This window comes from Streptomyces sp. NPDC097981 (assembly GCF_040302565.1).
In the GTDB taxonomy this organism is placed as follows: Bacteria; Actinomycetota; Actinomycetes; order Streptomycetales; family Streptomycetaceae; genus Streptomyces.
In genome coordinates this window covers 1-26,360 of sequence record NZ_JBEORW010000066.1, presented here as the reverse complement: position 1 = coordinate 26,360, position 26,360 = coordinate 1, and the positions used below count along the sequence as shown (strand labels likewise).

Genomic DNA, 26,360 nt, shown 5'->3' with positions numbered 1-26,360 from the left:
AGCACACCCACCAGACGGGCCATAGCCCGCCCATCCCACACCTCAGGCAGGTCAACCAGACCACCCCAACGCCCGGGAACCTCCAAAGCCGCCACACGCCCCAGACCCCACACCTGCGCCTGAACAGCCGACACCAGACGATCCGAACGGCCCACACTCACCGCACCACGGGTCAGGCACCACAACGGCACCTCCACCCCGGCATCACCCAACGCCTGCACCAGACCCACCGTCGGCACAACACCGGAAGCCTCATCCAGCGCCAGCAACGACACCACACCAGCGGCGGCACCCACACCGGACAACAACCCAGCCAGAGCAGCACGGTCCATACCCGGCTCGACAACAACCCGCCGAACCGCAGCGCCACGCCCGGCCAGCGCACCCGCCACAACCGCGGCCAATGACTCGTCCTCGCGGGCGACGACAACCCACTCGCCGCCCAACACCGCCCCGCCCGACACGGTCAGCGGCTTCCACGACACCCGGTAACGCCAGCCATCCACCTCGGACTGCGTCCGCACCCGCCGGCGCCATGCCGACAGGGCAGGTACGACTTCGCTCAGCGGTTGTTCGCCGTCCGCGTCCAGTTCGAGCGCGGCGGCGAGCGCGGCCACGTCCTCGTGCTCGACCGCGTCCCAGAAGGCACTGTCAGCCGGGTCGGCCCGGTGCGCGGGCGCCGTTGCCCACTCGGCGGCGGGGGTGCGGGCGTTCATCCAGTAGCGCTGCCGCTGGAACGCGTACGTCGGCAGGTCCACGCGCTCCGCGCCCGTACCGGCGAAGCAGGCGGCCCAGTCGACCTCCGCGCCCCGGACGAACATGCGGGCGACGGCGTCGAGCAGCGTGACGTTCTCGGGGCGGCCGGCGCGCAGCGCGGCGGCGAAGGCGGGGGTGGCGGAGTCCTCCGGGTCGGCGACCAGGCAGTCCGGAGCCATGGCGGTGAGGACGGGGTCGGGGCCGAGCTCCAGGAAGGAGTCGACGCCGCGCGCGCGGAGGGTGCGTACGCCGTCGAGGAAGCGGACGGCCTCGCGGACGTGCCGGACCCAGTGTTCGGGGGTGGCCAGCTCGGAGGCGGTGGCGGTGGTCCCGGTGAGGAGGGAGACGACGGGCAGGGTGAGCGTGCCGTAGGTCAGGACCTGCGCCACCCGGCGGAACTCGTCGAGCATGCCGTCCATGTGCGGCGAGTGGAACGCGTGGCTGACCGCCAGCCGCTTGGACTTGCGGCCCTGTGCCTCGAAGGCCTCCGCGACCGCGACGGCCGCGTCCTCGTCACCCGCGACCACAACGGCCTGCGGGCCGTTGACCGCCGCGATACTCACCCGCTCGGTCAGCAGCGGCAGGACCTCGTCCTCCGACGCCTGCACAGCGATCATCACGCCACCGGCCGGCAGCGCCTGCATCAGACGACCACGCGCCGCCACCAGCGCACATGCGTCCTCCAGCGAGAACACCCCGGCAACATGCGCGGCCGCGATCTCACCCACCGAGTGACCGGCCACGAACGCCGGCTTCACACCCCACGACTCCACCAGCCGGAACAGCGCCACCTCGACCGCGAACAGGGCCGGCTGGGTGTAGGCGGTCTGGTGGAGGAGGGCGGCCTCGGGGGTGTCCTCGTCGGCGAACAGGACGTCGAGCAACGGGTGTTCGAGCTGTTCGTCGAGGTACCAGGCGGCGTCGTCGAGGGCGTCGGCGAACACCGGGTGGGTCTCGTACAGTTCGCGGCCCATGGCCAGTCGCTGGCTGCCCTGGCCGGTGAACAGGACGGCGAGGCGTCCCGCGGCGGGGGCTCCCTGGACGACGGCGGGGGCGTCGGATCCGTCGGCGAGGGTGTGCAGGGCACGCTGGAGGGCGGTGCGGTCGTCGCCGAGGACGACGGCCCGGTGTTCGAAGCGGCCGCGGGTGGCGGCGAGGGAGTGGCCGATGTCGAGGGGTGTGGCATCCGGGTTGGCGTCGAGCCAGTCGCCGAGGCGCCGGGCCGTGGCGCGCAGAGCTTCCGGGGTCTTGGCGGACAGCGCCCAGGGCAGCGGGCCGGGCAGCGGGCCGGCGGCCTCGTCCCCCGGTTCCTGCGAGCCCGCCGTGGCGGACGGCTGGTCCGCCACGTCCTGCGCGCCGTCCTCCGTGCGCTCCTCGGACGGCGGCTCCTCGATGATGGCGTGGGCGTTGGTGCCGCTCATGCCGAAGGAGGAGACGCCCGCGCGGCGCGGGGCGTCGGACGTCGGCCAGGCGACGGCCTCGGTGAGGAGGGAGACGGCTCCGGCCTGCCAGTCGACGTGCGGGGTCGGCGCGTCGACGTGCAGGGTCTTGGGCAGCACACCGTGGCGCATCGCCATGACCATCTTGATGACGCCGGCGACGCCGGCGGCGGCCTGGGTGTGTCCGATGTTCGACTTCAGGGAGCCGAGCCACAGCGGCCGGTCCGCCGGGCGGTCCTGGCCGTACGTGGCGAGGAGGGCCTGCGCCTCGATCGGGTCGCCGAGCCGCGTCCCCGTACCGTGCGCCTCGACCACGTCCACGTCGGCGGACGTCAGGCGGGCGTTGGCCAGTGCCTGGCGGATGACGCGCTGCTGGGCGGGGCCGCTGGGCGCGGTCAGGCCGTTGCTGGCGCCGTCCTGGTTGATGGCGGTGCCGCGGACGACGGCGAGGACGTGGTGGCCGTTGGCGCGCGCGTCGGAGAGGCGTTCCACGAGCAGCATGCCGGCGCCCTCGCCCCACGCCGTTCCGTCGGCGCCCGCCGCGAAGGGCTTGCAGCGGCCGTCGGGGGCGAGGCCGCGCTGGCGGCTGAAGGAGACGAACGAGCCGGGGCTGGCCATGATCGCGACGCCGCCGGCGAGCGCGAGGGAGCACTCGCCGCTGCGCAGGGCCTGGACGGCGAGGTGCAGGGCGGCCAGCGAGGAGGAGCAGGCGGTGTCGACGGTGACGGTGGGGCCTTCGAAGCCGAAGGTGTAGGCGATGCGGCCGGAGGCGACGCTCGCGGCGTTGCCGGTGACGAGGTAGCCCTCGAATCCGTCGGCGGCGTCCTCGAGCCGGGGTCCGTATTCCTGGGTCTCCGCGCCGACGAACACGCCGACCTGGCCGCCGCGGAGTCCGGCGGGGTCGAGGCCGGCCCGGTCGAACGCCTCCCAGGAGGTTTCGAGGAGCAGGCGCTGCTGGGGGTCCATGGCGAGCGCTTCGCGCGGGGAGATCCCGAAGAACGCGGCGTCGAATTCGTCGGCGTCGTGGAGGAATCCACCTTCGCGGGCGTACGTGGTGCCGGCCCGGTCGGGGTCCGGGTCGTAGAGCGAATCGAGGTTCCAGCCGCGCCCGGTGGGGAATTCGGAAATAGCGTCGACGCCTGCGGAGATGAGTTCCCAGAGCGCTTCGGGGGAATGCACGTCGCCGGGGAAGCGGCACCCGATACCGACGATGGCGATCGGTTCGTCGCTGCTGACGGCGGCGGTGACGGGTGCCTCGGCAGGGGTGGTCAGGCCCAGGAGCAGGGCGTGGATCCGGCGGGCGAGGTGGGCGGGGGTGGGGTGGTCGAAGGCCAGGGTGACGGGCAGGCGCAGGCCCGTGCCGGCGACGAGGCGGGCGTGCAGGTCGACGGCGGCGAGAGAGTCGAAGCCGAGGTCGAGGAAGGAGCGGTGCGGGTCGAGGGTGGCGGGTGCGGTGTCCCGCAGAGAGGCGGTGACCAGGGAGGACACCCAGTCGAGCAGCGCGGTGTGCTGTTCGTTCGCGGTGAGCCCGGCGAGGCGCTCGCGCCACTGATCGCCGTTGTCGGTGGTGTCGTCAGTGGTGTCTTGCGCGATGCCGTCCGCAGCGCTGTCGGCGCTGCCGGATTCGGATTCGCTCTGGGTTTCGCCGGCCTCGGAGGCGCCGTCGATTTCGGCAGCGAAATCCTGGGAATCGTTCAACATCGCGCGCTCCATCACTCCGTGCAGAGAAACCTAAGACCAGAGTTGACCCTGGCACGGGAGAGCCTCCGCAGAAACCCCTAACGCTCCCCTAGGGGCCCCTATGGGGTGGCCCTGTGGAAGGCGTCGTCATTCTGCGAGCGCGATCAATCATAATGCCCTCGACGTACAGGCAATTGCAAGGATTCTGTTGTTTGAATCCGGGTGGGATCCGGAGTGGTATCTCCGGACCGGGCGGGCCGTACGTATGGAGACGGAGGGGCGGTCGTCAGGACCGCCCCTCCGTCTCCCGGGGGTGTGCCAGTTGGTTTCAGGGAGTCAGCGGCCGGCGGGCACCCGTTCGATAAACGGGGCGAGCAGGCCGGGCACCACTTCCTCGGCGAAGGCGAGGCCTTCGCCGACGCGTACGTCGCGGACCTTGTAGACGCCGATTCCGGCTGCGGTGGCGGCTCCCAGGGTGAGCAGGCCGGCGCGGCGCTGGAAGACCGAGCGGGTGATGGACCAGCCGATGATCCCGTCCCGCTGGACGGCGGCGGTGCGGCGGGTGAAGGTGCCGGCCCGGGTGACCAGGTAGGGGCCGTGGACGGCGTGGCCGAGGTTGCGGTAGGCGTCGAAGGCGAAGGCCACACCGGCGGCGAACAGGACGACCGCAGCGATCCAGCCGGTGTGCACGAGTACCGGTGTGAGCCACAGGCCGAGGCCGACGAAGGGCGCAGCGAGCAGGACGGACCAGGTCAGGGCGCGGTTGATCCTGCGGCGCAGGGCGGCGCGGGGGTGCGGCGCGAGCTCCGCTGCGGTCGTCGGGGACACGCTCTCACCGAGGACGTCGGCGGCGATCCGGCGGGCCAGGGCCAGCGGTACGGGCGGGGTGAGCCGGCTGCGGCTGCTGTTCTCGTCCTCGTCGCCGAGGCCGCTGGCAACGGCCTTCAGGCGGGCGCCTCCGGCCCAGCGCAGCAGCAGGGGTTCGGCCACCTCGACGCCGCGCAGCCGCTGTTCCTCGATGCCGACGGAGCGGGTGATCAGCAGGCCGCGGCGGACGCGGAGCAGGCCGGTCTCGGGGCGGTCGAGGCGGTAGCCGCCCCAGCCCTCTATGAAGGTGGCCGTCGAGCCGGCGACGCCGAGCACGACGATGGCGAGGAGGGTCACGAGGATGCCGTACCAGAGCGGCACGGAGCCGAAGCGGTCCTCGATGTCCTTGACGATGCCGAGTTCCAGGGGGTCGATCTTCATCTCGTGCAGCGTGCGGTAGACGCTGCCGACGGCGATGAAGACACCGCCGACGCCCCAGAGGGTCAGCGGCGCGTACCGCAGCCACGCCCAGTCGAGTTCGGCGAGGGTGGCGTCGGTGTCGAGGTCGGCGGTCTCCAGGCCCTGGCGGGCGTGGCGCAGTTCGCTCAGCTGACGGCGCAGCGCGTCGGCGTCGCGGGCGCTGAGGCCGTCCAGGGACAAGCCGCCGCCGGAGGAGGCCTGGTCGCCGGTGGCGACCTTCAGGGAGGTGAGGCCGAAGACCCGGTGGAGGGGGTTGGCGGTCAGGTCGACGCTGCGGATGCGGTCGACGGGGATCGAGCGCTCGCTGCGGAAGAACCATCCCTTGTGGAGCTCCACCCGGTCGTCGGTGACGCGGTACCGGGTGGTGACCAGGCGCATCGTGCTGATGCCGGAGATGACGAGGCAGGTGATGAGGAACGAGGCGAAGGTGATCAGGACCTGGAGGTTGATCTCGCCGCCGGTGATGACGGTGGTGGCGCTGAAGGTGGCCAGCGGTGTGGCCACCACGCTCAGGTTGACCAGGAACAGGCGGGGGTTGAGCCGTCCCCATCCTTCGTGGTCGGCGTCGTCCTGGTGTCGTCGTACCGCGGTGTCCGGTGTCACGTGGCGTCTCCCGGTACGGCCTGGGTGGACCGGGTCAGCTGCTCCACGAGTTCCGTGGCGGTCCGGTGGTCGAGTCCCTTGATCTTCACGGCGCCGGCGGAGGAGGCGCTGGTGACGGTGATCCCGGAGAGACTGAAGAGCTGCTGGAGCGGGCCCCGGAGCATGTCGACGGTCTGGACGCGGGACAGGGGGACGACCCGCCACCGCTGCCAGAGCCATCCCGAGGCGGCGTACACGGCCTCGTCGGTCATCTCCCAGCGGTGCACCCGGTAGCGCCAGATGGGCATGACGCCCATGTAGAGGAGTCCGGGGACGAGCGCGACGAGGAAGAGGGGGCCGAAGACGAAGCGCGCCGGCGAGATGGTGAGCCAGAGCACGCCGAACACGAGCGGGAGCGGCAGGGCGAACAGGGACGACTGGAGGGTCCACCAGCCGATGGCGCGGCTCTCGACGCGGTTGCGAGGCGGACGGAGCCTCAGTTCTTGGTTGTCTAGCACTGCTTCACCCTGGTTCCTGAAGGATCTTGAATCATCGCGGGATCGTCGCGGTCTGTACGGCACGCAGCCGGGACAGGAGGACGGCTGCCCGGGCCGTCACCATCGACAGGGACATCAGGGCGAGAGAGCTCACGAGGACCTCGCTGCCGCTGAGCTGGTAGTCGGTGGTGAAGCGGTTGATGCGCGCGCCGAACCAGTGCTCGCAGCCGTAGGCGAAGAGGATCTGGACTCCGGAGAGGAAGACCCAGACCGCCGCCTGGCCGAACCCGCCGGTGCTGCGGATGTCGCCCGCGGGGGCCCGGTGGGCGCTGAGCGGGGAGCTCGCGACGAGTCCGCAGATGACCCCTACACCGATGGCGGCGAGGTGCAGCGACGTGTCGTTGCCCGCCGTCGGAAAGGAGTGTACGCACGCGCCGGTGACGAGGACGGCCACCAGTGTGGGGCCGGCGATCCTCAGGGCGGTGATGCGCCGGTTGCCGGTGTCGGTCGCGAGGATGACGGCCAGGATCGTTCCGCAGGTGATGAGTGCCGTCGTGAACTGCCCCACGTGAGCGAACCCGCCCTTTCCGCAGTGTCTCGAACTCCGTTGTCGCGGTCTTCCTTCCGCTGGTTCCAACGTAGGCGGGGCGGCCCGGTCGGTGGGACGACCGATCGGTGGGAGCCGCTGTCAACCGATCGACGGACACCGGCGAAGCTCGTGGTAGGACTGGTTCCGTGCACATAGACACTCAGCCTGAGGTCCCGCGGACGGCCGCGAACTACGGTCCCGACTCGGGGAGCCGCTGGTTCGGTCTGTGGGACGGCTATTTCGCCGTCTCCTACCTCGTCACCGTCATCTTCCTGTTCACCTCGGTGGAAAGCCAGGCCCACCGGGCCCTCGCCATCGGTGCGCTGACCCTGATCGTGCCCTGGTACGCGGGGCTCGGCCGGAGGCTGATGGTCCACCGGACGCCGGGCCGGCGGAACATCGTCTTCTCCGCCGGGCTCCTGCTGTTGTTCGCCTCGGCCAGCATGCTCGATCTCGCAGGCTCCTTCGCGCTGTTCGCGGTGGTCCCCATGCTCATGATGAGCCTGTCGATGCCGCCCGCGATCGTGTTGGTCGTGCTGGCCAACCTGTGGCCGGTGACGGTGGTGTGGCTGCGGGGCGGGGAGTTCGATCCGCACATCCTGTCGGTGCTGCCCATCTCGCTGCTCGGCATCGGCGTGTCGATCCTGCTCGGCCTGTGGATCACCCGGGTGGTGCGGCAGAGCACCGACCGGGGCGAGCTGATCAACGAGTTGCAGCACAGCCGGGAGCGCGAGGCCCGGCTGTCGCACCAGGCCGGCATCTCGGCCGAGCGCGAGCGGCTGGCCCGCGAGATCCACGACACCCTGGCGCAGAGCCTGACCAGCATCATCAGCCTGGTGCAGGCGGCCGAGTCGGAGGTGGTGGACAACCCCGAGCGGGCGCGGTCCCGGCTCGGGCTGGCCGGCCGGGTCGCCCAGGACAGCCTGGCCGAGGCCCGCGGTTTCGTCTCCGCGCTGACCCCGCCGTCGCTGCGGGAGAGCTCGCTGGTGCAGGCTGTACGCCGGCAGGCCGACCTGCTGATGGAGGAGACGGCGCTGGCGGTGCGGTGCACGGCCCGCGGCGAGGAGCAGCCGCTGCCGATGGCGGTCAGCGTGGTGCTGCTGCGCTCGGCGCAGGAGGCGTTCGCCAACGTGCGCAAGCACGCGACAGACGCCCGTAGGGTGGACGTACTGGTGGCGTACGCACCGGAGGCGGTGCGGCTCGTGGTACGTGACGACGGCGCGGGTTTCCGGGCCGGCGCGGGGCCGCGGGACCAGGAGCCGGGAGACGGCGCGCCGGAGCGCGAGCCGGACGGCGAGCGGAACGGTTTCGGGCTGCGCGGGATGCGCGCCCGGGTGGAGGAGATCGGCGGAATGGCACAGGTCAGCAGCAGCCCGGGGGCGGGCACGGTCATCGAGGTGACGGTGCCGCTCGCCCCGGTGGAACAGGGGTCGGCCGATGAGTGAGCACGAACCGATCGGGGTGCTGCTCGCCGATGACCACCCGGTGGTCCGGGAGGGCCTGAGCGCCATGCTGGAGCTGGACGAGGGCATCCGGGTGGTGGGGCAGGCCGGCTCCGGCGAGGAGGCGGTGCTGCAGGCCGCGCGGCTGAGGCCGGACATCGTCCTGCTCGACCTGCGGATGGGCACGATGGACGGGGTGGCCGCTACCGGGCACATCCTGCGGGAGTCGCCGCGCAGCAGGGTGGTCATCGTGACCACGTACGAGGACGACGCGGACATCCTGCGCGCGGTGGAGGCGGGCGCGGCGGGCTACCTGCTCAAGGGCAGCTCCCGCGAGGAACTGGTGCAGGCGGTGAAGGCGGCGGCGCGCGGTGAGACGGTGCTGACGCCGTCGCTGGCGCCGAAGCTGTTCCGGGCCCGGGTGGTGGAGGCTCCGGTGCTGTCCGAGCGGGAGTGCGAGGTGCTGCAGTTGGTCAGGCAGGGCATGACCAATGCGGACATCGGACGCCGGCTGTTCATCAGCGAGGCGACGGTCAAGACGCACCTGCTGCGGTCGTTCAAGAAGCTGTCGGTGTCGGACCGCACGGCGGCGGTGATGACGGCCCTGGAACGGGGCCTGCTGTCCTGAGAGGTGCCGGGGCACCCCGGTGTCCCCGGTATCCGCGTCCGCGGGTAACCGGGGACACCGCTACCGGGGCCGGGCCCGTCGGCCCCGGAACGCGGCTCAGGCGATGCCGGGCAGGCTCAGGTCCCACAGCCGGGCGGGCAGGTCCCGGCGCCGCTTGACCTTCAGTTTGCGGTAGATCCGCGTCAGGTGCTGCTCGACTGTCGAGACGGTCACGTACAGCTTCGTGGCGATCTCCCGGTTGGTGTGGCCGCGCGCCGCGAGGAGCGCCACGCGTGCCTCGGCCTCCGAGAGCGACTCGGACAGCGCATCCGCCTCCCGGGCCGGTTCGGCCTCGCGCCCGGCCGGCGCGGCGACGGCCTCGCCGTCGCCCTGCCCGGGGGTGAACTCCTGGCACAGCGGCTGCGCCCCGCAGGACTTGGCGACGTGCCAGGCCTTGCGTACGAGCATCCGGGCCCGGTTGAAGTCCCCGGCCGCGCGGTAGCCGCTGCCCAGCTCCCCCAACGCACTGGCCAGCTGGAGCCGGTCCTCGCCCTGTTCCAGGGCCTCCACGGACTCGGTGAGGCGCTTGAGACGGTATGTGAGGTCACCGCTGGTACGGGCGAGCGCGTACAGCAGGGCGCCGCGCGGCCGGCTTCCGGCCGGGCCCGCTTCGCGCTGCCGCTGCTGCTCCACGTACTCGCGGGCACGTGGCATGTTGCCGATGGCCAGCCACGCCTCGGCGGCGTCCAGCCGCCAGGGCGCCAGTTCCACGGCGTCCATGCCCCAGGCCTGCATCAGTTCCCCGCAGGTGAGGAAGTCGCGCAGGGCGGCGTGGTAGCGGCCGGTGGCGAGGTGGCAGCGGCCGCGGGCCCGCAGGTAGTGGAGTCCGACCTGGGTCTCCAGCATCATCTCGGGCACCGGCTGTTCGAGCAGGCTCATCGCCTCGTCGAGGTTGCCCATCCGGGTCTCGGCGTCGATGAGGATGGCCAGCGGCAGCGCGATGCCGACGCCCCAGCACTGCACCGATATCAGGGACATGGCCTGGCGGGCCTGGGCGGCCGCGCCCGGCAGGTCGCCCTGGCGCAGGGCGACCTCGGCCCGGACCACGCCGAGCGCCGCCTGCCAGGTCGGCGCGTTGCGGGCGGAGCACTCGCCGAGGAGCCGGTCGGTCCAGGTGAGCGCGAGGTCGAGGCGGCCGGCGTAGACGAGGGTGAGGGCGGCGATGACGAGGGGGGTGAGGGTGCGGTCGCTGAGATGGTAGCGCTGGAGCACCCGGGTGGCCCCGGCGACGGCCGCTTCGCCCTGGCCACCGCGCAGAGCGGTGCGCATGGCCTCGACGGCCGGGATGTGGGCGTCGTCGGGCATGTCGTAGGAGGCGGCGCCCACGGCGGCGGGCGTACGCGGGTCACCGGGCCGGGAGGGGTGCGCGGGCCCGGCGGTCGCGAACACCTCGCGGACCGGGGGGCTGACGAGCGAGAGCCAGCTCTGTGCGGCGGCGAGGGTGCCCGTTTCGTAGGCGAAGGGCTGCCCGGCTTCCAGTGCCTCCTGGGCGGCGGTCTGCAGGCGGCGGACGGCTTCGCCCGTATGCCGGGCCTCGCCCATCCAGGCCAGGCAGGTCACGGCGTGGAGGAGGTCGCGGTCGGTGAGCCGGCCGGCGCAGAACTCCCGGGACAGCTGGCGCAGGTGGCCTTCGGCGGCGACGGGGCTGCTGCGCCAGACGATGCTGACCAAGCGGGATTTCAGCGCGGTGCGGCAGGGCCCCTCGGGGCTGGAGTCGACGGCCAGTTCCCCGCAGCGCAGGGCGAGTTCGGGGTCGTTCTCGACGAGGGCGTACTCGGCGGCCTCCTGGAGGACGGGGATCGCCCACTCCTCCACCTGCTTGCCTGCGGCGAGCAGGTGGCGGGCGACGTCGAGGGCGGCGGCCCCTTCCTGGTGAAGCAGTCGCGCGGCCCGCTGGTGGAGCACGGACAGCGCCCCGGGTGGGGTCGCGGCCAGCACCGCGGCGCGGGTCGCGGCCTCGCGGAAGGCACCGCCGCGCAGGATTCCGCAGCGTCCCAGGTCCTGGACGGCCAGTTCGGAGGTCTTGATGTGGACGTCGGTGATGCTGCTGAGCAGGAGGGGCGGGCAGGCGTCGCCGAGGACAGCGATGCCGCGGGCGACGGCCAGCATTTCGGGGTCGCCCCGGTGGAGGCAGTCCAGTACGGCACGTTCGAAGGTCTCGGCCGGGGCGAGCGGCTGGAACGGCTCGCCGTCGCCGAGGGCCGCGACGCCGTCCTCCAGTAACGCCTTGATGAGCAGCGGGTTTCCGCCGGTAGTCTCGTGGCAGTCGGCGGTGACGCGCTGGGCGGCGGCGGTGGAGAAGCGGCCGGCCAGCATGCGTCCGGTTCCGTCCGCGCTGAGCAAGGGCAGCCGGATGCTGGTGCAGTTGGGCTGGCGCTGCAGTTCGGCGTGGAAGGCGAGCTGGGCGGGCAGCAGCCGTACGGCCTCGGTGAGGACGATGAGGACGCCGGCCTGCCGGACCCTTCGGGCGAGGCACAGCAGGAACGCGCGGGAGAGTTCGTCGCCGTGGTGGACGTCGTCGACGGCGATGACGACGGTACGGTCGCGGGCGATCCGCAGGAGCGAGGCGCAGACGTACGGGAGGATCCGCATCCCGGCCTCGACGCCGCCGCCGGCCGTTCCGGTTGCCGGGTCCCGGGTGTCCGTCGTCGGGGTGCCCAGGCTGTCGAGCAGGGCGGTGGCCTCGGCGTGGACGCCGGGCTCCAGGGGGGCGGCGCTGTCGAGGATGCGGCGCAGGATACCGAAGGGAAGGTAGCGTTCCGCGCGGGAGCCGGCGGCCTCCAGGACCAAAGCCCCGTCCGCGATGGCCTGTTCGGTGAAGTGTTCCAGCAGGGTCGTCTTGCCCGCGGCGATGGGCCCGCTGATGACGGCGACGCGTCCGCGGCCCCGCCGGGCGCTGCCGAGCAAGTCGTTCAGTGTCTCCCACTGCTTCTCGCGCTCGACGAGCATTGCCACCACTGCGTTCCCTTCCCCCTGAGTGTCTGAACTTGCCCTGCACTGCACTGCGTCGCGCCTCCTTGAGCCCGCCTCGCGGGCGGGGTGGGCCCTCGGGGCGGGGTCGGTTCCTCCGGTGCGGGGAGGGCTCTCCGGCCCTGCCTCGGGCCCGTCTCGTCCGTTCGCTGCCGGGTCGGCCGCCGGTCGTGCGGCCTCCCGGCGGGCGGCTCAGCCCTTCCGGGTGGCCGCTGCGAGCTCCTCAGAAACGATCTTCAGGATCTGCGACTGATGTTGGGCGAGGAAGAAATGCCCGCCGGGGAAACGGTGGATGTCGAATCCGCCGAGGGTGTGCCCTTCCCAGGCTTCCGCTTCCTCGCCGCTGGTCCGGGGGTCGGACTCTCCGGTCAGGACGGTGATGGAGGTGTTCACCGTGTCCTGCGGTGTGGCGCGGTAGTTCTCGATCGCGGTGTAGTCGCTCCGGATGGCGGGGAGCACCATGCGCAGGATCTCTTCGTTGCCGAGAATCGCGGCCTGGGTTCCGCTGAGTTCCCGCATTTCGGCCACGATGCCGTCGTCATCGCGCAGATGCACGGTTTCGTGGCGGAAACTCGACGGTGAACGGCGGCCGGAGGCGAAGACACGGACGGGGGTGATGCCGTGGTCGCGTTCCAGCCTGCGCGTCACCTCGAAGGCGAGGGCGGCGCCCATGCTGTGGCCGAAAAGGGCCAGCGGGCGGTCCACCCAGGGGAGAAGTGCGCTGGTCAGCGCGTCGGCGTAGACGCCGATGTCGGTGATCCCCGGCTCGTGCCGGCGGTCCTGGCGTCCGGGGTACTGGACGGAGAGGACGTCCACCGCCGGGGCAAGCGCCTGGGACATCGGGAAATAGAAGGAGGCAGATCCGCCGGCGTGCGGCAGGCAGACCAGTCGGATCGGGCTTTCGTCCGCGGCGTGATAGCGGCGGATCCAGCCGTCGGCATTCTGTTTGTCGATCAAGGGGATGAAGACTCCCTGTTCCGGTGCGGAAGTGGCATGCAAGTTCGAAGGCTCGAACCCTTTCGCCACTTCCGTACGCACGTTCCGTCGTCTCCATGTCTAGCAGAGCGTCAATGCCGCCAGTACCCCTACCTCGGACCCCTATTGATCTCTTCGTTGGCTCTGTGGGTCCAGTAGGTCTCTGCGGGTGGGAGTCTGTTGACGTGTCGTACCAGCCTTCGTCCATTGTCTCCGGGTAGTCTGTTCCTCTCTTGTCGCGGCCGTAGTTGGCGGAGGCTCGGCGTGTTCGTGCGGTAGAGCCTCCCCTCGTGGCGCGGAAGACCCGTGCCAGGCCCTGCCTGGTGTGGGCGAGGCCGGCGCCCACACCAGGCGCGCACACCACCACCGCCACCGAAAGCTCTTCATGGGGTTGGTCGGCCGGCGCCTTCGCGGCGAAGGTGAACCGCTCGACATGGGCCTCGGCCGGGCCGAAGGCCATGTCCACCGCATGCTGGTCGCTCCCGGGCGCACCGTGAGGGGGCAGGCCTCCAGGCCGTGGGCGGTTCGGTGCGCGGTGTCGGCCTGCCTGAGAACCGGGTGGTCACCCCGCCGGCGTCCGCGGTGATCAGCAGCCGACGGGCGCCGGGGTGGGCGGTGTGCCCGGCGCCGTGCCGCCAACGCCTGATCGACTCGACCGCGAACGCGGCAGTGTCGTGGTCGGTGACCACGTTCACCCAGCCGGTGTTCGCGGCCAGATCGTAGATCCCATACGGGATCGCCTTGCCCAGTTCCTTGTCGGGAAAGTCGTGGGTGGAAGCCGCGACAGGCCGGCCGGCGCGTTCCCACTCGCGGCCGCCGTTCTTGTAAGCGCCGACGAGTTCCTTCTTCTTCGTGTCCACACCGACCACCGGATCCCCGGCGGCCAGGTGCTGCTTGGCCTGCGCGTTGATGCAGCCGAACTGGGCATCTCGGTCGACGTGTTGGCGTCCCTCGATAGTCTTGGCGTTGCCTTGCAGGCTGAAGCCCTCCTCGCGCAGCAGCTCTCCGACGGTGTCCGCCGAGATCCGGTGCCCCTGCCGGGTGAGCTGGTCGGCGAGATTGCGGGTGGACTTGGTGGTCCAGCGCAGCGGGGACATCGGATCGCCGCGCTCATCGGGCTCGACCAGCGCCGGCAGCGCGGGGTCCAGATCGATGGCACGCTTGCGGCCGCCGCCGGGCCGTCGTACCCGGCCCAGCGGACTCCAGCTCGTCCCCCCAGCCAGGTCTCCACCGCCCCGCTGTCCCGCCGCAGCGCGACGTACTCCGCCAGCTCGGGGGCGCGCCCGCCCCGGGCACCGGCCAGCTCCGAGTGGTACGAGCGCACGTAGGCATCCGTGTGGCGGCGGAAGCGGGCGCACAACTCCTGCCCCATGCCCTCGCGGAGCTCCGGCCAGAGCTCCGCCAGCGCGGCCGTGAACGAGGACGCGGGCTCCGCGGGCCGGCCGGCGTGACCCAGCGGCATGAACCGAAGCACGCCTGCCGAGGTGTCGGACTCCTGCTCCGGAGCCGCCCCCTCCTCGAAGTGGCCGTCGAGGACGAACAGCCAGGCGATCCGCGCGCGTGGACCAGCGGATCCGAGACCCCCGGCTACACCACCGCGGCAGGTCCGTGAACCGGGCTGCACCAAAGCGTGCCTCGGCCTGCGGCCCCCCTGCCAACCCCCAGCCCCGCGCCCAGTCCAGCAACTCCTGCTCGGTCCTGGACTCGGACGGGCCCCCGACCAAACCCGCCGGCCGAAGTGCCCCCTTCCCCTACCGTACGGGTATCGTCACAGCATGGAGCTACGCACGCTGCGCTACTTCGTGGCCGTCGCCGAGGAACTCCACTTCGGCCGTGCCGCCACCCGACTGCACATGAGCCAGCCGCCGCTGAGCCGGGCGATCAAGCAGCTTGAGACCGACCTCGGTGCCGTACTCCTGCACCGCTCCCCCACGGGCGTCACCCTTACCCCCGCCGGGGCGGCACTCCTGGACGACGCGCGCAACCTCCTCGCCCAGGCCGACCTGGTACGCCAGCGCGTAGCCGCTGCGGCCGGCGCGGCAACCATCACCGTCGGCATCCTGGGCGACACCACCGACCGGGGCGCGACGCGGCTGGCCGCCACGTACCGCCGACAGTATCCCGGCGTCGAGGTCCGCATCCGCGAAGCCGACCTGACCGACCCGACCTGCGGGCTGCGCGCCGGACTCGTCGACGTCGCCCTGACCCGCGCACCCTTCGACGAGACCGGCCTCACGGTGCAGGAGCTGCGCGCCGACCCGGTGGGAGCGGTACTCCGCGCCGACGATCCGCTGGCCCGCCGCAAGCGTCTGGCGCTGGCCGACCTGGCCGACCGCCGCTGGTTCCAGTTCCCGGACGGCACCGACCCGCTCTGGCAGTCGTACTGGAACAGCGGCGAGCCCCGCGAGGGCCCGGTCGTACGCGCAGTCCAGGAATGCCTGCAAGCCGTGCTCTGGAACGGCACGGTCGGAATGACTCCGCTCGGGCACAATCCACGCGAGGAGTTGGCCGTCGTACCACTGACGGACATGGCTCCGAGCCGCGTGGTTGCGGCATGGAACACGGGCGACCCGAACCCGCTGATCCGCTCGTTCGTCCGGATCGCGACGGCCGCCTATCGCCACTGAGCGCCTCCCGGCCGGCTCGAGCCCGTCCCGAACGCGCGGGCGACCGCGTCCCTCAGGCCGTGCCGGACACCAGCCCTACCCAGTAGGCGAGGACAACGGCCTGTACACGGTCGCGCAGGCCGAGTCTCGCCAGGATCCGCGACACGTACGTCTTGACGGTCTCGGGCGTGCCGAACAGTGCCGTGGCGATCTCCGCGTTCGAAAGCCCCTCGGCGATCCGTACGAGAACGTCCAGCTCGCGGGGAGTCAGCGCGCGCACGGGGTCTTCCCTGGCCGACCGGGAGGTGTCGGCGGGGCGCAGGCGTTCGGCGAAGTGGCCGATGAGCGAGCGGGTGACGGCGGGCGCCAGCAGCGATTCGCCCCAGGCGACCGTGCGGATACCGCCTACTGGCTCCGCCAAAGGCGCGTTCTTGAGGAGGAAGCCGCTCGCTCCGGCCTGGAAGGCATCGTAGACGTACGAGTCAACGTTGAACGTGGTGACGACCAGCACCTTGGCGGTGCCACGGCGTCCGGGCCGGCCAGCCGCAGGGTCGCCTCGATGCCGTCGAGGAGGGGCATCCGGATGTCCATCACCACCACGTCGGGGCACAGCCGTCGGGCCGTCCGCCGGCCGCCCAGGCAGATCGCCCAGCTGCGCCCCGGTGTTCGACAGGGTCGGCACGAAGGCCAGCAGGGTGAGCACCAGGGCCAGGACGCCGTCCTTGACGGCGGCGTCCCGCTGCGCCCACGGGAACGCGGGTACGGGTACGGCGAGCAGCGACCGCCATCAGGTACGAGGGGGCACCGCTCGGCCTCGCGGACGTCCTCGCCAACCAGGCCAGCGCCCTCTCCGACAAACCCGGTGCAGTCCCCGGCAGACGCTCCCCCGCCGGGCACCGGGAACACGGCAGAGCGCCGGTCGGGTCAGGCCTGGGCGTCCTCGGCCTGGCGACGCCGAGCGATCCGGCACCTGGATGGGACCGGGGCGCCGGTAGGAGCGCACCCGTCCGCCTGTCTGGGGTGGGCCTGACGTAACGGGGCGCTGCCGCTACTGGGGTCGTGTCTGCGGTGCGCGGAGGCATTCGATGAGGTAGTCGCCCGTGTCGGGGTCGGTGGTGACGCCGTGGGCTTCGCTGCCGAAGCCGGGGAAGGCTCGGTCGAAGGCTTCGAGGGCGGTGAGGTAGCGAAGGAGGGGGCCGTCGGGGGTACCGAGGGATTCGCCGGGCATGAGGACCGGGATGCCGGGCGGGGTCACGGTCACCATGGCGGCCGCGATCCGGTGTGCGGCGTCGGCCAGGCGCAGGCGTTCGGTGCCGCCGCGGATGAGCTGCTGGTAACAGTGCCGGGGCGGGTGGACGGGTTCGGGCAGGGTGTGGAAGGCCTCGTCGAGGGCGTTGATGAACGCGCCGCGGGTGAGGTGCTCGTGCATCTGCGCGCACAGTTCACGCAGGGTGGTGTTGCGATAGCGGGCCCGGTGGCGTTCGGTGAGGGCGGGCAGGACCCGGTCGAGGGGCGCGTCGGCGTCATAGAGGGCCTTGAAGTCCATCAGGGCGTCCATGAGGGTGCCCCACTTGCCCTTCGTGATGCCCATGGAGAAGAGGATGAGGGTGGTGTAGCTGTCGGTCTTCTCGACGACGATGCCGCGGGTGGCCAGGTATTCGGTGAGGATGCGGGCAGGGATGCCCCAGGGCTGGGTCTGTCCGGTGGCGGTGACGCCGGGGCAGGTGAGTGTGACCTTGACGGGGTCGAGGAGGCAGTAGCCGTCGGTGAGATCCCGGAAGCCGTGCCAGGGGGCGCCGGGTTCGAGCTGCCAACAGGCCGGTTCGGTGGTGAGGAGGGTGGCGGGGGCGTCGGCGAAGGGGATGCGGGTGCCTGTGGTGGGGTCGGTGACGTGGTCGGGCTGCCAGACACCGAAGAACCAGTCCGGGCGGTCCGCGGCGGCGGACATGCGGCGCCCGGTGCGGACGACGGCCTGGCGGAAGCGGATCGCCTCGGTGACTGCTTCGTCGATCAGCCAGTGGCCCTGGGGGCCGTCCATCATCGCGGTGGCCACGTCGAGGGAGGCGATGGCGGGGTAGAACGCGGAGGTGGTGCCGTGCATCATGAACGCCTCGTTGAAGCGGTCGTGCTCCACGGGCGCCCGGGGCGCGGGCCGTACGTGGACCATGGCGCACTGGGACAGCGCAGCGAGGAGTTTGTGGGTGGAGTGGGTGGCGAACACGGTCGGCCGGTCGCGGGTGGGAAGGGTGTCGGCGGTCACGGCCATGCCGTAGCGCCCCTTGTAGAGGGGGTGGAAGCGGGCGTAGGCGAACCACGCCTCGTCGAAGTGGAGGCGGGGGGTGCTGGGTGCGAGGGCGCTGGCGGTGGCCACGGTGTCGTAGCACAGGCCGTCGTAGGTGGAGTTGGTGACGACCGCGTACTCCGCCTGGGAGGAGAGGGCTCCGGCGGTGAGTGGGTTGGCCGTGATGCGGGCGGCGACCGCGGCCCGGGTCGTGGCGGTGGGGGGTACGGGTCCGGCGAGTCCGTAGCCGTTTCGGGTGGGCACGAGGTAGACGGGACGGGCGCCCGAGACGACCAGGCCGTGCAGGACTGACTTGTGGCAGTTGCGGTCGACCAGGGCGATCTCGTCGGCGGTGACGCTGTAATGGCCCACCATGCGGTTGCAGGTGGAGTCGCCGTGCAGCACGAAGTAGGTGCGCTCGGCGCCGAAGACGCGGGCGGCGTTGCGTTCGGCCTCGCCGATGGGCCCACTGTGCTCGTAGAGTGATCCGAGCTCGCCGACGGAGATCGACAGGTCCGTACGGAAGAGCCGCTCACCGTAGTAGTCGAAGAATGCCCGCCCGGCCGGGGACTTCAAGAACGCGACCCCGCCGGAGTGGGCGGGGGTGTGCCAGGAGTACTCGTGCGCGTCGTCGAAGCGTTTGAGGGTGCGGAAGAACGGGGGCAGGACCTCCCTCAGATAGGTGTGGGCGGCCGTCGCGACCCGGCCCGCGATGAAGGCGGGGGTGTCCTCCAGCGGCCAGATGTAGCCGACGACGGTCTCCGACACCCACAGCGGCAGGTGCTCCAAGTCGTGGTCGGAACTGTCGGTCATCAGCAGGAAAACGGGCAGGTCCTTGAAGCGGTGACGGATCCGGTCCAGGACCTCCGCCCCGCCGGTGGGCAGTTCCGCCCGAGTCCCGCCGGCGTCGCCGCGGTCGGACACCGCTACCCCTGTGGCAGGGCGTGGTGCTCCGGAGGACTCGCGCGCGTTCTCGGCGCGGGCGGCGGCGGGCGGGCGTGGCAGGTCCCAGGCCACGACTGCAGCCGCAATACCCGACTCCGTCTGCAGCATCGCCCGCGCATCACGCGCGTCAGCAGCCCGCCGCAGCTCCAGGCCCCGGTTCTCCAGTTCTTTGCCGATCCGACGCACCTGCTCGGCGCTGACCCCGCCGCCGAGTGGGTCCTGACGCAGTGCCAGCAGTACCGTGCCGTTCGCCATGAATCCGTCCGCCTTTCCACACACAGGGTGCCCCTGTCAGGCAAGGGCAGGAACTCACCCGGCATCCGGCCGAGCCAGCACATGCGGGGTGCGTCCAGTCTGATTCGTGTCCCGACGCCACCGGCGATCTTTGCGGGCTGGTTCACCCGCACGAAGACACACCTGCATCAGACTTGACACGGAGCATGCGCCCCCGTCCCCGACACCACCCGCCTCGAAGCAGAGGCCTCAGCAAGTTGCGGACACTGTTGACCGCTTGCGCCCTCACGGCGCCGAACTGGTCCGCGGGATCACCCGGTTCGAGGACGGCTATCTGCTCTGCCACGTCCGCAGCCCGGAAGGCATCATCGTCGGACTGGCCGAGCAACGGCGCCAGAAAGACGGGAAACGAACCGCGCAGCGGCAGGAACGCCTTACACCGGCAGCCGACTGCCCTCTGCTGCCGGGGTGGACCCGGAACCGGCGCAGGACTTCAAGCCACGCCCGCCGGGTAAGCCTGCCCCTCCCGTGGGCTTACCCCGGCACGCCTTCGGCCTGCCCACCGGGTCCGTGACCGCCTACCCGGTCGGCGGACGCGCGTGACCGATACGTCTCACCGACCTCGCCCCCGGAGCACATCGACAACTGCATCGCGGGAGCCGTCGGTCAACGTCGCTGCCTGATCGCCTACTTTCTGAAGCGGACCACCAGCCCTCGACTCACCCGCGAGCTCACCGTCCCCGCCATCCCGAGGCAGGGGCCCCAGAACCTGCCGAACTCCTTCGCGGACTCGCCGAACAGCACCGGCTACGGCCCGCAACCCACGCGCATCCACCCAGTCCCTCAGCGGCTCTTCCCGGCCCGGTACTCTCTGAGGCGACCGGGATGCACCCCCACACCGCACTCCGCCGGGCCGAGTACGAGCACGAGCACGAGCTGGAGACGAGACGGGCAGGGAAGACGGAACCCTTCTGGATCCGTGATCGCGTGTGTTCGACTCCCAGGAACTTCATCACTATCGGGTGAATGTACGAAATACGCCTGACCAAATGACTTCGTGTCTTCCCGCTGTTCCGCCCACGCGTTTTTGAAGCCGCTCCCCTCTTAGACCGTGTCCTATGTGGTGAGGCGGGCGAGTCGCTTGTAGCAGCAGATGGCGGCTGCTAGCCCGAGAAAGGCCAGGTAGTTGCGGGGATGGCGCTCGCAGCGGTGGTTGAGTCGGCGGTAGCCGGTCAGCCAGGACATGGTCCGCTCGATCACCCACCTGCGGCGCCCGAGTCGTTCAGAGGACTCGATTCCCTTGCGGGCGATGCGGACGCCGATCCGTTTGCCGCGGAGCCATTTCCGCAGTTCAGGTATGTCGTACGCCTTGTCGGCGTGCAGCCGCTGAGGTTTGAAGTGGCGGCCGCGGTGGGGGTCGTGTCCCGTTTGGTGACCGAGCACCATGTGCTTCAACGCTTGGCTGTCATGGGTGTTGGCGGCCGGGACACCGACGACGAGTGGCAGTCCGGCCGCGTCCGACAGGACGTGCATCCTGAAGCCCGGCTTGCCCCGGTCCACGGGGCTCGGACCTGTGAGTTCGCCCCCTTTTTTAGCCTGCACGTGGGCGGAGTCGAGGACGGCTCGGGACAGATCGAGGAGCCCGGCGTCGTGAGGGTCATCAGCGCGTGCTGCATGGGCGCCGGGATCGAGGAGACCTCCTCGTCCCAGGACTCGAAGGTCTTGCCGGTGGGCAGGTTGGCCTGCTTGCGGGGGTTGCGCTTGGTGGCCTCGGCGGGGTCCCAGCGCTGGGCCCGGGCGGTGGCCAGCACGTCGGGGGCGGCCGCGCGAAGGTCGGGGAAGCGCATCCTCTTCAGCGGAGCGGGTCACCGACGAGCTGTACGCCGAGATGGCGAAGCACTACGACGACAAGGCCCTGGCCACCCTCACCTCGCGATCGGCCAGATCAACTTCTTCACCGCCGTCGCGGTCATCGGCAAGCCTGCCCCGGTCGCCTCCCTGACCGACCAGCAGTAGGAGCGAACCGATTCCCCGAGCTGGTGACGGCTCTCGCCGTCCCCGCCGCTCGCGGCCCGCGCCTCAGGCCGTTTCGTACTCGCCCTGGATCCGCATGTGCGCGCCGGCCGCCCAGGTGTAGGGGATCCGGCCCGGGGGCACCCAGCCGCCGTCCCTCGGGCGGCATGCGAAGACCGTGGCGACACTGCCGCCGTGCGCGATGACGGGAGTGAGTCCCTTCCACGTGCCGCGGGTGCCGTCGCGGTAGCGACCGGTGCCCTGCCAGCCCCACTCGGTGCTGCCGACTCCCGCCGCCGCGAGCGGCAAGGACGCCTTGACCTCGCCGGAACCGAGCTTGCTTCCGGGGCCCCAGGTCAGCTCGGCGACGTACAGGACGGTGTCGCCGATCCGTGCGTACCGGCCGCCCGGGACGGACGAGCCGAGTGCGGCCAGACCCGACCAGGCCGGCGTGTACGGCGTCCAGGTCAGGCTGTCGGCCCGTCGGTAGGTGTCCCAGCCGGTGCCGTTCCAGCGCAGCAGATCGCTGCCGTCTTCGTGGTACCGGCCGCTGTGAGGGGCGGCGGCGGCCAGGGAGAGGGCTTGCCCGAGGGTGGGCCGGTCTCCGGGCCTCTTCGCGAGGAGGGCGGTGATCAGCGACGCCAGCGGGGTGTCGCCGCCTTGCGGTGGTGGGGGATCGTGCAGTGCCAGCGCCGCGAACGTGGCGGTCGGGGTGTCGCGCCGGAAGGGCGAGGTGCCCTCCACCGCCTCGTACAGGGTGGCGCCCAGCGAGAAGAGATCGCCGGCGCCTTGGTCCTCACCCCCGTTGAGCCTCTCCGGGGCCATGTACTCGGCCGAGCCGACGACCCCGCCGGTCACGGTGAGTCTCGTGTCGGTCAGGTGGACGGCGATGCCGAAGTCGGTGAGCAGCACGTCCCCGTCCGGGGTCAGCATCACGTTCGCCGGCTTGAGGTCACGGTGCACGATCCCCGCCGCGTGGGCCGCCTTCAGGGCCTTGAGCAGTGCGGTGGCCACCTTCGCCACGCGCGCGGCCGGCATCCTGCCCTCCACCCGCAGGTACTCGCTCAGGGAGCACCCTTCCACGAGGCGCATCACGATCCAGGGAGTGCCCTCCTCGACCACCACGTCGTGTACGGCGACGATGTGCGCCTTGTCGCGCAGCTTCGCCGCGTTGCGGGCCTCTCGTGCCGCACGGGCCAGCCGTTCTTCCTGTTCGTGCTCCGAGCCGGCCTGCTGCGGCAACCAGACCTCCTTGACCGCCACCTCCACGTCCAGCGCCTCGTCGTGCGCCCTCCACACCCGTCCGAACCCTCCGGACCCCAGGGGACCGACGAGCCGGTAGCGCCCCCCGATCGCCCTGCCCGGCTGCGCCTGCCCTGTCAACCTCGCCCGCCCTTCCGCCCGTTGCCGGTCCGATCCCGCGTGAGGTGGCCGGGATCCGAGGCTACGGACTCATGCAGCGGGCTTCAATGACACGGCATCTGCGCGCTCGCACTCGGCGCTCGGATGCCGCTTCTCACCGCCGCCCCTCGCTAAAGAGGCGGCCCGGACGTGCGTCGTGACCGTTTTCGCGTGACAATCGCTCAGCGCGGTCGTCCACGAACAGTGTGCAGCAGCGCCTCGGAGGAGCCCCGGCACACCGTGCGCAGGGCCTCGCGGACCGGTACTGGAGGTGTCGGTGTGTGTACGCCGTCGAGCGGTACTTTGACGGTCGACGCGTTGGCGGCGGAGATGGACGAGGGTGGTCCCAACTCTTCCGTGGGGTCTTGGCGGTGCGCTTGGTGAACAGGCCCGATAACAGCATGACGAGCAGGACGATGCCTGCGCCGCCCGTTCACAGCACCCAGTAGCCCTCCGCGGCGTAGCGAGAAGGGCGCGAGGTCGGCCAGGATGAGCACGTCGGCGGCGGTGGCCGCCGAGTGGAGAAGTCTCTCGTCTGTTCGACCTGAGCGGGATGGAACGCCTGTGATCAACGCCATGCGATCAAAGGTGACCAGGGGTGACGGACGCCCGCACAGTCCGTTCCCAGGGGCGGTCGACGCGCGCGCGGGATAGCATTCTGAAGTAAGGGTGAGGTCCTTCCTGACCGCCTGGCAGACACTCGGGCCTCATTCTCGGAGATCAATCCGTACCGCGGGGACCTTTGACGTCGTGGTCCACCTCTTTGCATTCGCTGGGGTGAGCGACATCGTTCCCCTTCTTCGAAGGCGTGCCTCGCGCTTTACTGACAGTGAGAATGTGACTGGTGGTTCTGCTGGTGCGTCTGACTCACTTACTGACTGACGTCATCGACTGTCCTGTTTAAGAAGCCGTATCTCAACCGAACGTGATCGGTTGATTCCTGCTGGTCAGGCATGGTCTCGGTCGGGGTGAGGGAGACATTCGGCGTTCTGCTTCTGCTTGTTCGTCGAGGGGTGCGCGATGGCGTCGATGCTGGGGTTACTGGAGGCGCGGGAAGCGTCTGCCCGTGAGGGGGTGGCGGTGTTGCGGGAGGAGGCGGCCCGTGCGGCTGCGGCTTTGGAGGCCGGTGAGATCGAGCTGGACCGGCGGGTGATCGCACGCGAAGAGCTCGTCGAGGCCCTGGCCGTAGCCGCCGAAGCGACCACTGCCGCGACGGAAGCCGCGGACGCGGGAGAAACGGCGCCCACTCCCGTTCCCGGGCCTGCGTCCGCGTCGGTTTCGGGAGCGATCGTGCCGCCCTGGCGGGAGGGGCTGTCGGTGTCGGTGCTCTCGCTGGACAACCAGCGGATCCTGAACGTGCTTCAGGACCGGCCGGGCCACGAGCAGATGCGGGCCAAGGACATCGCGGCGGCCCTCGGGATCGAGGCGACGGTGGCGGCGAAGGTCGAGGGAGTGCGGTCGAAGGCGAAACGCCTGGCCGAGCGCGGGTGGTTGCTGCAGGAGGCGTCAGGCGCGTTCAGTGCCGACCGCAGGCTCGTGGCCTCGCCAGGCGGCGGCTCATCCGCGTGATCATCGACCACTGAATCATCGCCTCGCTGGTGGCGGTCAGGGTCTCGTAGTCCCGGCACAGACGCCGCGAGTGCATCAACCCGCATCCCCGAGCTACCGAGAGGCCCTGCCCTCATGCGCGTACAGCCGGAAGATCACCCCATCAGGAAACCTGTTCGACCCGCACGTTCCATGATCGGTTGAGATACGGCTACTGGCGGTGGCGGTTCAGGGGAATCGTTGGATGATTGCTGCCGTGATCTGATCGGGTTCCTCTTCCTGGATGAAGTGTTTCGCCTGGCGGAGTTCCACGATGTGGAGTTGGGTGAATGCGGAGCGGATCCGGGGGATACACGCTCTGGGCGGGAACACCATATCCCGCATGCCCCATATCGCGAGGGCGGGCTTGGCGCCGAGGCGGGCAGGCACGTCTTGGGTGAGTTCTTCCAGCAAGGGACGAGCGGCGCGGATCTCTCTGGGCATGACCGTGAGTCCGTGCCGGGCTTCCTTCGTCGGTTGCGCCATGCGGTAGTGGTCGGCCTCTGCCGTTGTCAGGGTGGGGCCGGTTCTGCCGAGCAGGAACTGCTCTACGAGAAGGTTCCGTTCGAGGATGCGCTGCTGCATGGGACGGCTGCTCATGATCACGCTGAATGCCCGGTTCGCCAGCCGCTCGATGGGCCAGAACGCGGTGTTGCCCAGCACGATTCCCCTGACGCGATCCGCTCGCGTGGTCGCCGCGCCGAGCCCGATGGGGCCACCCCAGTCCTGTCCCATCAGGACGAAGTCATCGAGCTGCAGATGGTCGATCAGCTCACCTAGGACTGCCGTGTGCTCTGCGATCGTGTAGCTGAAACCGGCCGGGCGCTCGGACAAGCCGAAGCCGAGGTAGTCGACCGCGATGCAGCGGTAGCGGCCGCGAAGGCCCTTCACGATGTGGCGATAGAGGAAACTCCAGGTGGGAGAGCCATGGCAGAACACGATCGGCGGCCCGGTCCCCTCGTCGATGTAGTGGACCCGGCCGGCGGACGAGTCGAACCATCGTGATGCGAAGGGGTACAGGGTCGGGTTGGGAACGAAGTCGATCATTGAGCCCTCCTCTTCTTTTGCCACGCCTTTCAGTTCGACACCCATCACCCGCTACAAGTGTAGAGTCGCCGCGATCGAGACTCTACACCTGTAGTATCGACTTGTGTCTTCGAATGTGACGAGTGGCAGTGAACGGCGGGAGGCGATCGCCGGCAGCGGGATTCGGATCATCGCCCGTGACGGTGTTCGCGCTCTGACGCACCGAGCCGTCGACCGTGAGGCGGGAATCCCGCAGGGATCGACCTCCTACCACGCCAAGACGCGGCTGGCGCTTGTGGAACTCATCGTCGACGCGCTCGCTGCCCGTTCGAAGGCTGACGCCGAAGAATTTGCCGCGGTCTTGAACGGGAGGTTCGAGCCCGGAAGCAGTCTCGATGTCGAAGAGCTTGCCGCACTGATCGCAGGACTCGTCGAGGCTCTCGCGTCGCGCCGCGACGATATGAGAGCCCGTTACGCTCTCATTCTCGAACTCCACGACGAGCCGCATGCTCGAGCGAAGCTGACGGCGGATTCCGAGGTGCACGCCATCACCCGGCAGATGACGGCGTCGGCCCTCACCAGGGCAGGACTCCCCAGCTCGAACGCGCATGTCGAGGAACTGATCGCCCTCACCGACTCGCTGGTATTCCACCGGACAGCGGTCAACGCGACCGTTTCACCCCGGGCCGTTCTCGCCGCGTACCTCCGTGGCACAGCCTCGACCTGAAGTGTGCCAGGGCTGTCGGTGTCGGTGCTCTCGCTGGACAACCAGCGGATCCTGAACGTGCTTCAGGACCGGCCGGGCCACGAGCAGATGCGGGCCAAGGACATCGCGGCGGCCCTCGGGATCGAGGCGACGGTGGCGGCGAAGGTCGAGGGAGTGCGGTCGAAGGCGAAACGCCTGGCCGAGCGCGGGTGGTTGCTGCAGGAGGCGTCAGGCGCGTTCAGTGCCGGCCGCAGGCTCGTGGCCTCGCCAGGCGGCGGCTCATCCGCGTGATCACCGACCACTGAATCATCGCCTCGCTGGTGGCGGTCAGGGTCTCGTAGTCCCGGCACAGACGCCGCGAGTGCATCAACCAGCTCAGGGTGCGCTCGACCACCCACCGCCTCGGCAGCACCACAAACCCCTCCATATCGTCGGTGCGCTTCACGATCTCCAGGGCCAGGGCAAGCTTCTGCCGGGCCCAGTCGATGAGGGAGCCGGTGTAGCCGCCGTCGGCCCATACGAGGCAGATGTCCCGGTGCAGGGCCCGTAGCCGGGTCAGCAGGCCGACGGCCGCCTCGCGGTCCAGGGCTGGCACGGCCCCTACCCGACCTCCTCGCCCACCGCGGCCCCGCTGATCGTGGCACGGTTCACCAAGAGCCAGTGCCACCCCTGCCCGG

The 26,360-nt window shown here is 70.5% G+C and carries 15 protein-coding genes and 6 pseudogenes; 7 read left to right on the top strand and 14 right to left on the bottom strand.

The annotated features are described in order from the left end of the window. The 4 genes and pseudogenes from ABTY04_RS36975 to ABTY04_RS36960 all read right to left on the bottom strand — a co-directional run. Positions 1-3,752 (bottom strand): annotated as a pseudogene (locus tag ABTY04_RS36975) (type I polyketide synthase); the annotation flags it as partial. 459 nt (positions 3,753-4,211) lie between these two features. Then, positions 4,212-5,765 (bottom strand): PH domain-containing protein, encoded by a 1,554-nt coding sequence (locus ABTY04_RS36970; protein ID WP_352217818.1) that lies wholly within the window; start codon positions 5,763-5,765, stop codon positions 4,212-4,214. Next, positions 5,762-6,262, bottom strand: coding sequence for a PH domain-containing protein (locus ABTY04_RS36965; protein WP_327387917.1), 501 nt, complete (start codon positions 6,260-6,262; stop codon positions 5,762-5,764). Before ABTY04_RS36965 ends, ABTY04_RS36970 begins: the two co-directional genes overlap by 4 nt. A gap of 31 nt (positions 6,263-6,293) precedes the next feature. Further along, complete coding sequence (locus tag ABTY04_RS36960; RefSeq protein WP_352217817.1) at positions 6,294-6,809, bottom strand: hypothetical protein; 516 nt, start codon at positions 6,807-6,809, stop codon at positions 6,294-6,296. Positions 6,810-6,976: 167 nt separating this feature from the next. Here ABTY04_RS36960 and ABTY04_RS36955 point away from each other — a divergent pair, with 167 nt between their 5' ends. Together ABTY04_RS36955 and ABTY04_RS36950 are read left to right on the top strand one after the other, a co-directional pair. Then, complete coding sequence (locus ABTY04_RS36955) at positions 6,977-8,275, top strand: sensor histidine kinase (protein WP_352217816.1); 1,299 nt, start codon at positions 6,977-6,979, stop codon at positions 8,273-8,275. Further along, complete coding sequence (locus tag ABTY04_RS36950; RefSeq protein ID WP_352217815.1) at positions 8,268-8,900, top strand: response regulator; 633 nt, start codon at positions 8,268-8,270, stop codon at positions 8,898-8,900. The genes ABTY04_RS36955 and ABTY04_RS36950 overlap by 8 nt, the downstream gene beginning before the upstream one ends. A 96-nt stretch (positions 8,901-8,996) precedes the next feature. Here the strand turns inward: ABTY04_RS36950 and ABTY04_RS36945 are convergent, their stop codons facing one another. The 4 genes and pseudogenes from ABTY04_RS36945 to ABTY04_RS36930 form a co-directional block, all read right to left on the bottom strand. After that, complete coding sequence (locus ABTY04_RS36945; protein ID WP_352217822.1) at positions 8,997-11,888, bottom strand: helix-turn-helix transcriptional regulator; 2,892 nt, start codon at positions 11,886-11,888, stop codon at positions 8,997-8,999. Between the two features lie 213 nt (positions 11,889-12,101). Then, on the bottom strand, positions 12,102-12,866 hold the full coding sequence (locus ABTY04_RS36940; protein WP_352217821.1) for a thioesterase II family protein: 765 nt from the start codon (positions 12,864-12,866) through the stop codon (positions 12,102-12,104). Between the two features lie 584 nt (positions 12,867-13,450). Beyond that, positions 13,451-14,242, bottom strand: a pseudogene (locus ABTY04_RS36935) (ISAzo13 family transposase); the annotation flags it as partial. Next, a pseudogene (locus ABTY04_RS36930) lies at positions 14,161-14,508 on the bottom strand (terpene synthase family protein); the annotation flags it as partial. The pseudogenes ABTY04_RS36935 and ABTY04_RS36930, both read right to left, overlap by 82 nt. 151 nt (positions 14,509-14,659) lie before the next feature. Here ABTY04_RS36930 and ABTY04_RS36925 point away from each other — a divergent pair. Next, positions 14,660-15,511, top strand: coding sequence for a LysR family transcriptional regulator (locus ABTY04_RS36925; protein ID WP_352217814.1), 852 nt, complete (start codon positions 14,660-14,662; stop codon positions 15,509-15,511). A 52-nt stretch (positions 15,512-15,563) separates the two neighbouring features. Here ABTY04_RS36925 and ABTY04_RS36920 read toward each other — a convergent pair. Next, a pseudogene (locus tag ABTY04_RS36920) lies at positions 15,564-16,117 on the bottom strand (LuxR C-terminal-related transcriptional regulator); the annotation flags it as partial. A gap of 421 nt (positions 16,118-16,538) precedes the next feature. Beyond that, on the bottom strand, positions 16,539-18,971 hold the full coding sequence (locus ABTY04_RS36915) for an Orn/Lys/Arg family decarboxylase (protein ID WP_352217813.1): 2,433 nt from the start codon (positions 18,969-18,971) through the stop codon (positions 16,539-16,541). A gap of 235 nt (positions 18,972-19,206) precedes the next feature. On the opposite strand from ABTY04_RS36915, the pseudogene ABTY04_RS36910 reads away from it, so the two are divergent. Then, a pseudogene (locus tag ABTY04_RS36910) lies at positions 19,207-19,338 on the top strand (VOC family protein); the annotation flags it as partial. 728 nt (positions 19,339-20,066) lie between these two features. Here the strand turns inward: ABTY04_RS36910 and ABTY04_RS36905 are convergent. Beyond that, positions 20,067-20,783: pseudogene (locus ABTY04_RS36905) on the bottom strand (IS5 family transposase); the annotation flags it as partial. 246 nt (positions 20,784-21,029) lie between these two features. Further along, positions 21,030-22,346 carry a serine/threonine-protein kinase gene (locus tag ABTY04_RS36895; RefSeq protein ID WP_352217812.1) on the bottom strand — a complete coding sequence of 439 codons (1,317 nt, stop codon included), beginning with the start codon at positions 22,344-22,346 and terminating at the stop codon, positions 21,030-21,032. 1,038 nt (positions 22,347-23,384) lie between these two features. Between ABTY04_RS36895 and ABTY04_RS36890 the strand changes: the two genes are divergently transcribed. After that, a complete protein-coding gene (locus ABTY04_RS36890) occupies positions 23,385-23,933 on the top strand; it encodes a hypothetical protein (RefSeq protein WP_352217811.1) in 549 nt (182 codons plus the stop codon). A gap of 207 nt (positions 23,934-24,140) precedes the next feature. Here ABTY04_RS36890 and ABTY04_RS36880 read toward each other — a convergent pair whose 3' ends face one another. After that, positions 24,141-25,043 carry a haloalkane dehalogenase gene (locus ABTY04_RS36880; RefSeq protein WP_352217820.1) on the bottom strand — a complete coding sequence of 301 codons (903 nt, stop codon included), beginning with the start codon at positions 25,041-25,043 and terminating at the stop codon, positions 24,141-24,143. A 58-nt stretch (positions 25,044-25,101) separates the two neighbouring features. Here ABTY04_RS36880 and ABTY04_RS36875 point away from each other — a divergent pair, with 58 nt between their 5' ends. Both ABTY04_RS36875 and ABTY04_RS36870 read left to right on the top strand, forming a co-directional pair. Further along, positions 25,102-25,704 (top strand): TetR/AcrR family transcriptional regulator, encoded by a 603-nt coding sequence (locus ABTY04_RS36875; protein WP_352217810.1) that lies wholly within the window; start codon positions 25,102-25,104, stop codon positions 25,702-25,704. A 24-nt stretch (positions 25,705-25,728) separates the two neighbouring features. Next, complete coding sequence (locus ABTY04_RS36870) at positions 25,729-25,974, top strand: hypothetical protein (RefSeq protein ID WP_352217809.1); 246 nt, start codon at positions 25,729-25,731, stop codon at positions 25,972-25,974. Here the strand turns inward: ABTY04_RS36870 and ABTY04_RS36865 are convergent. Next, a complete protein-coding gene (locus ABTY04_RS36865; RefSeq protein WP_352217808.1) occupies positions 25,922-26,278 on the bottom strand; it encodes a transposase in 357 nt (118 codons plus the stop codon). The genes ABTY04_RS36870 and ABTY04_RS36865 overlap by 53 nt on opposite strands. Positions 26,279-26,360 lie beyond the last annotated feature (82 nt).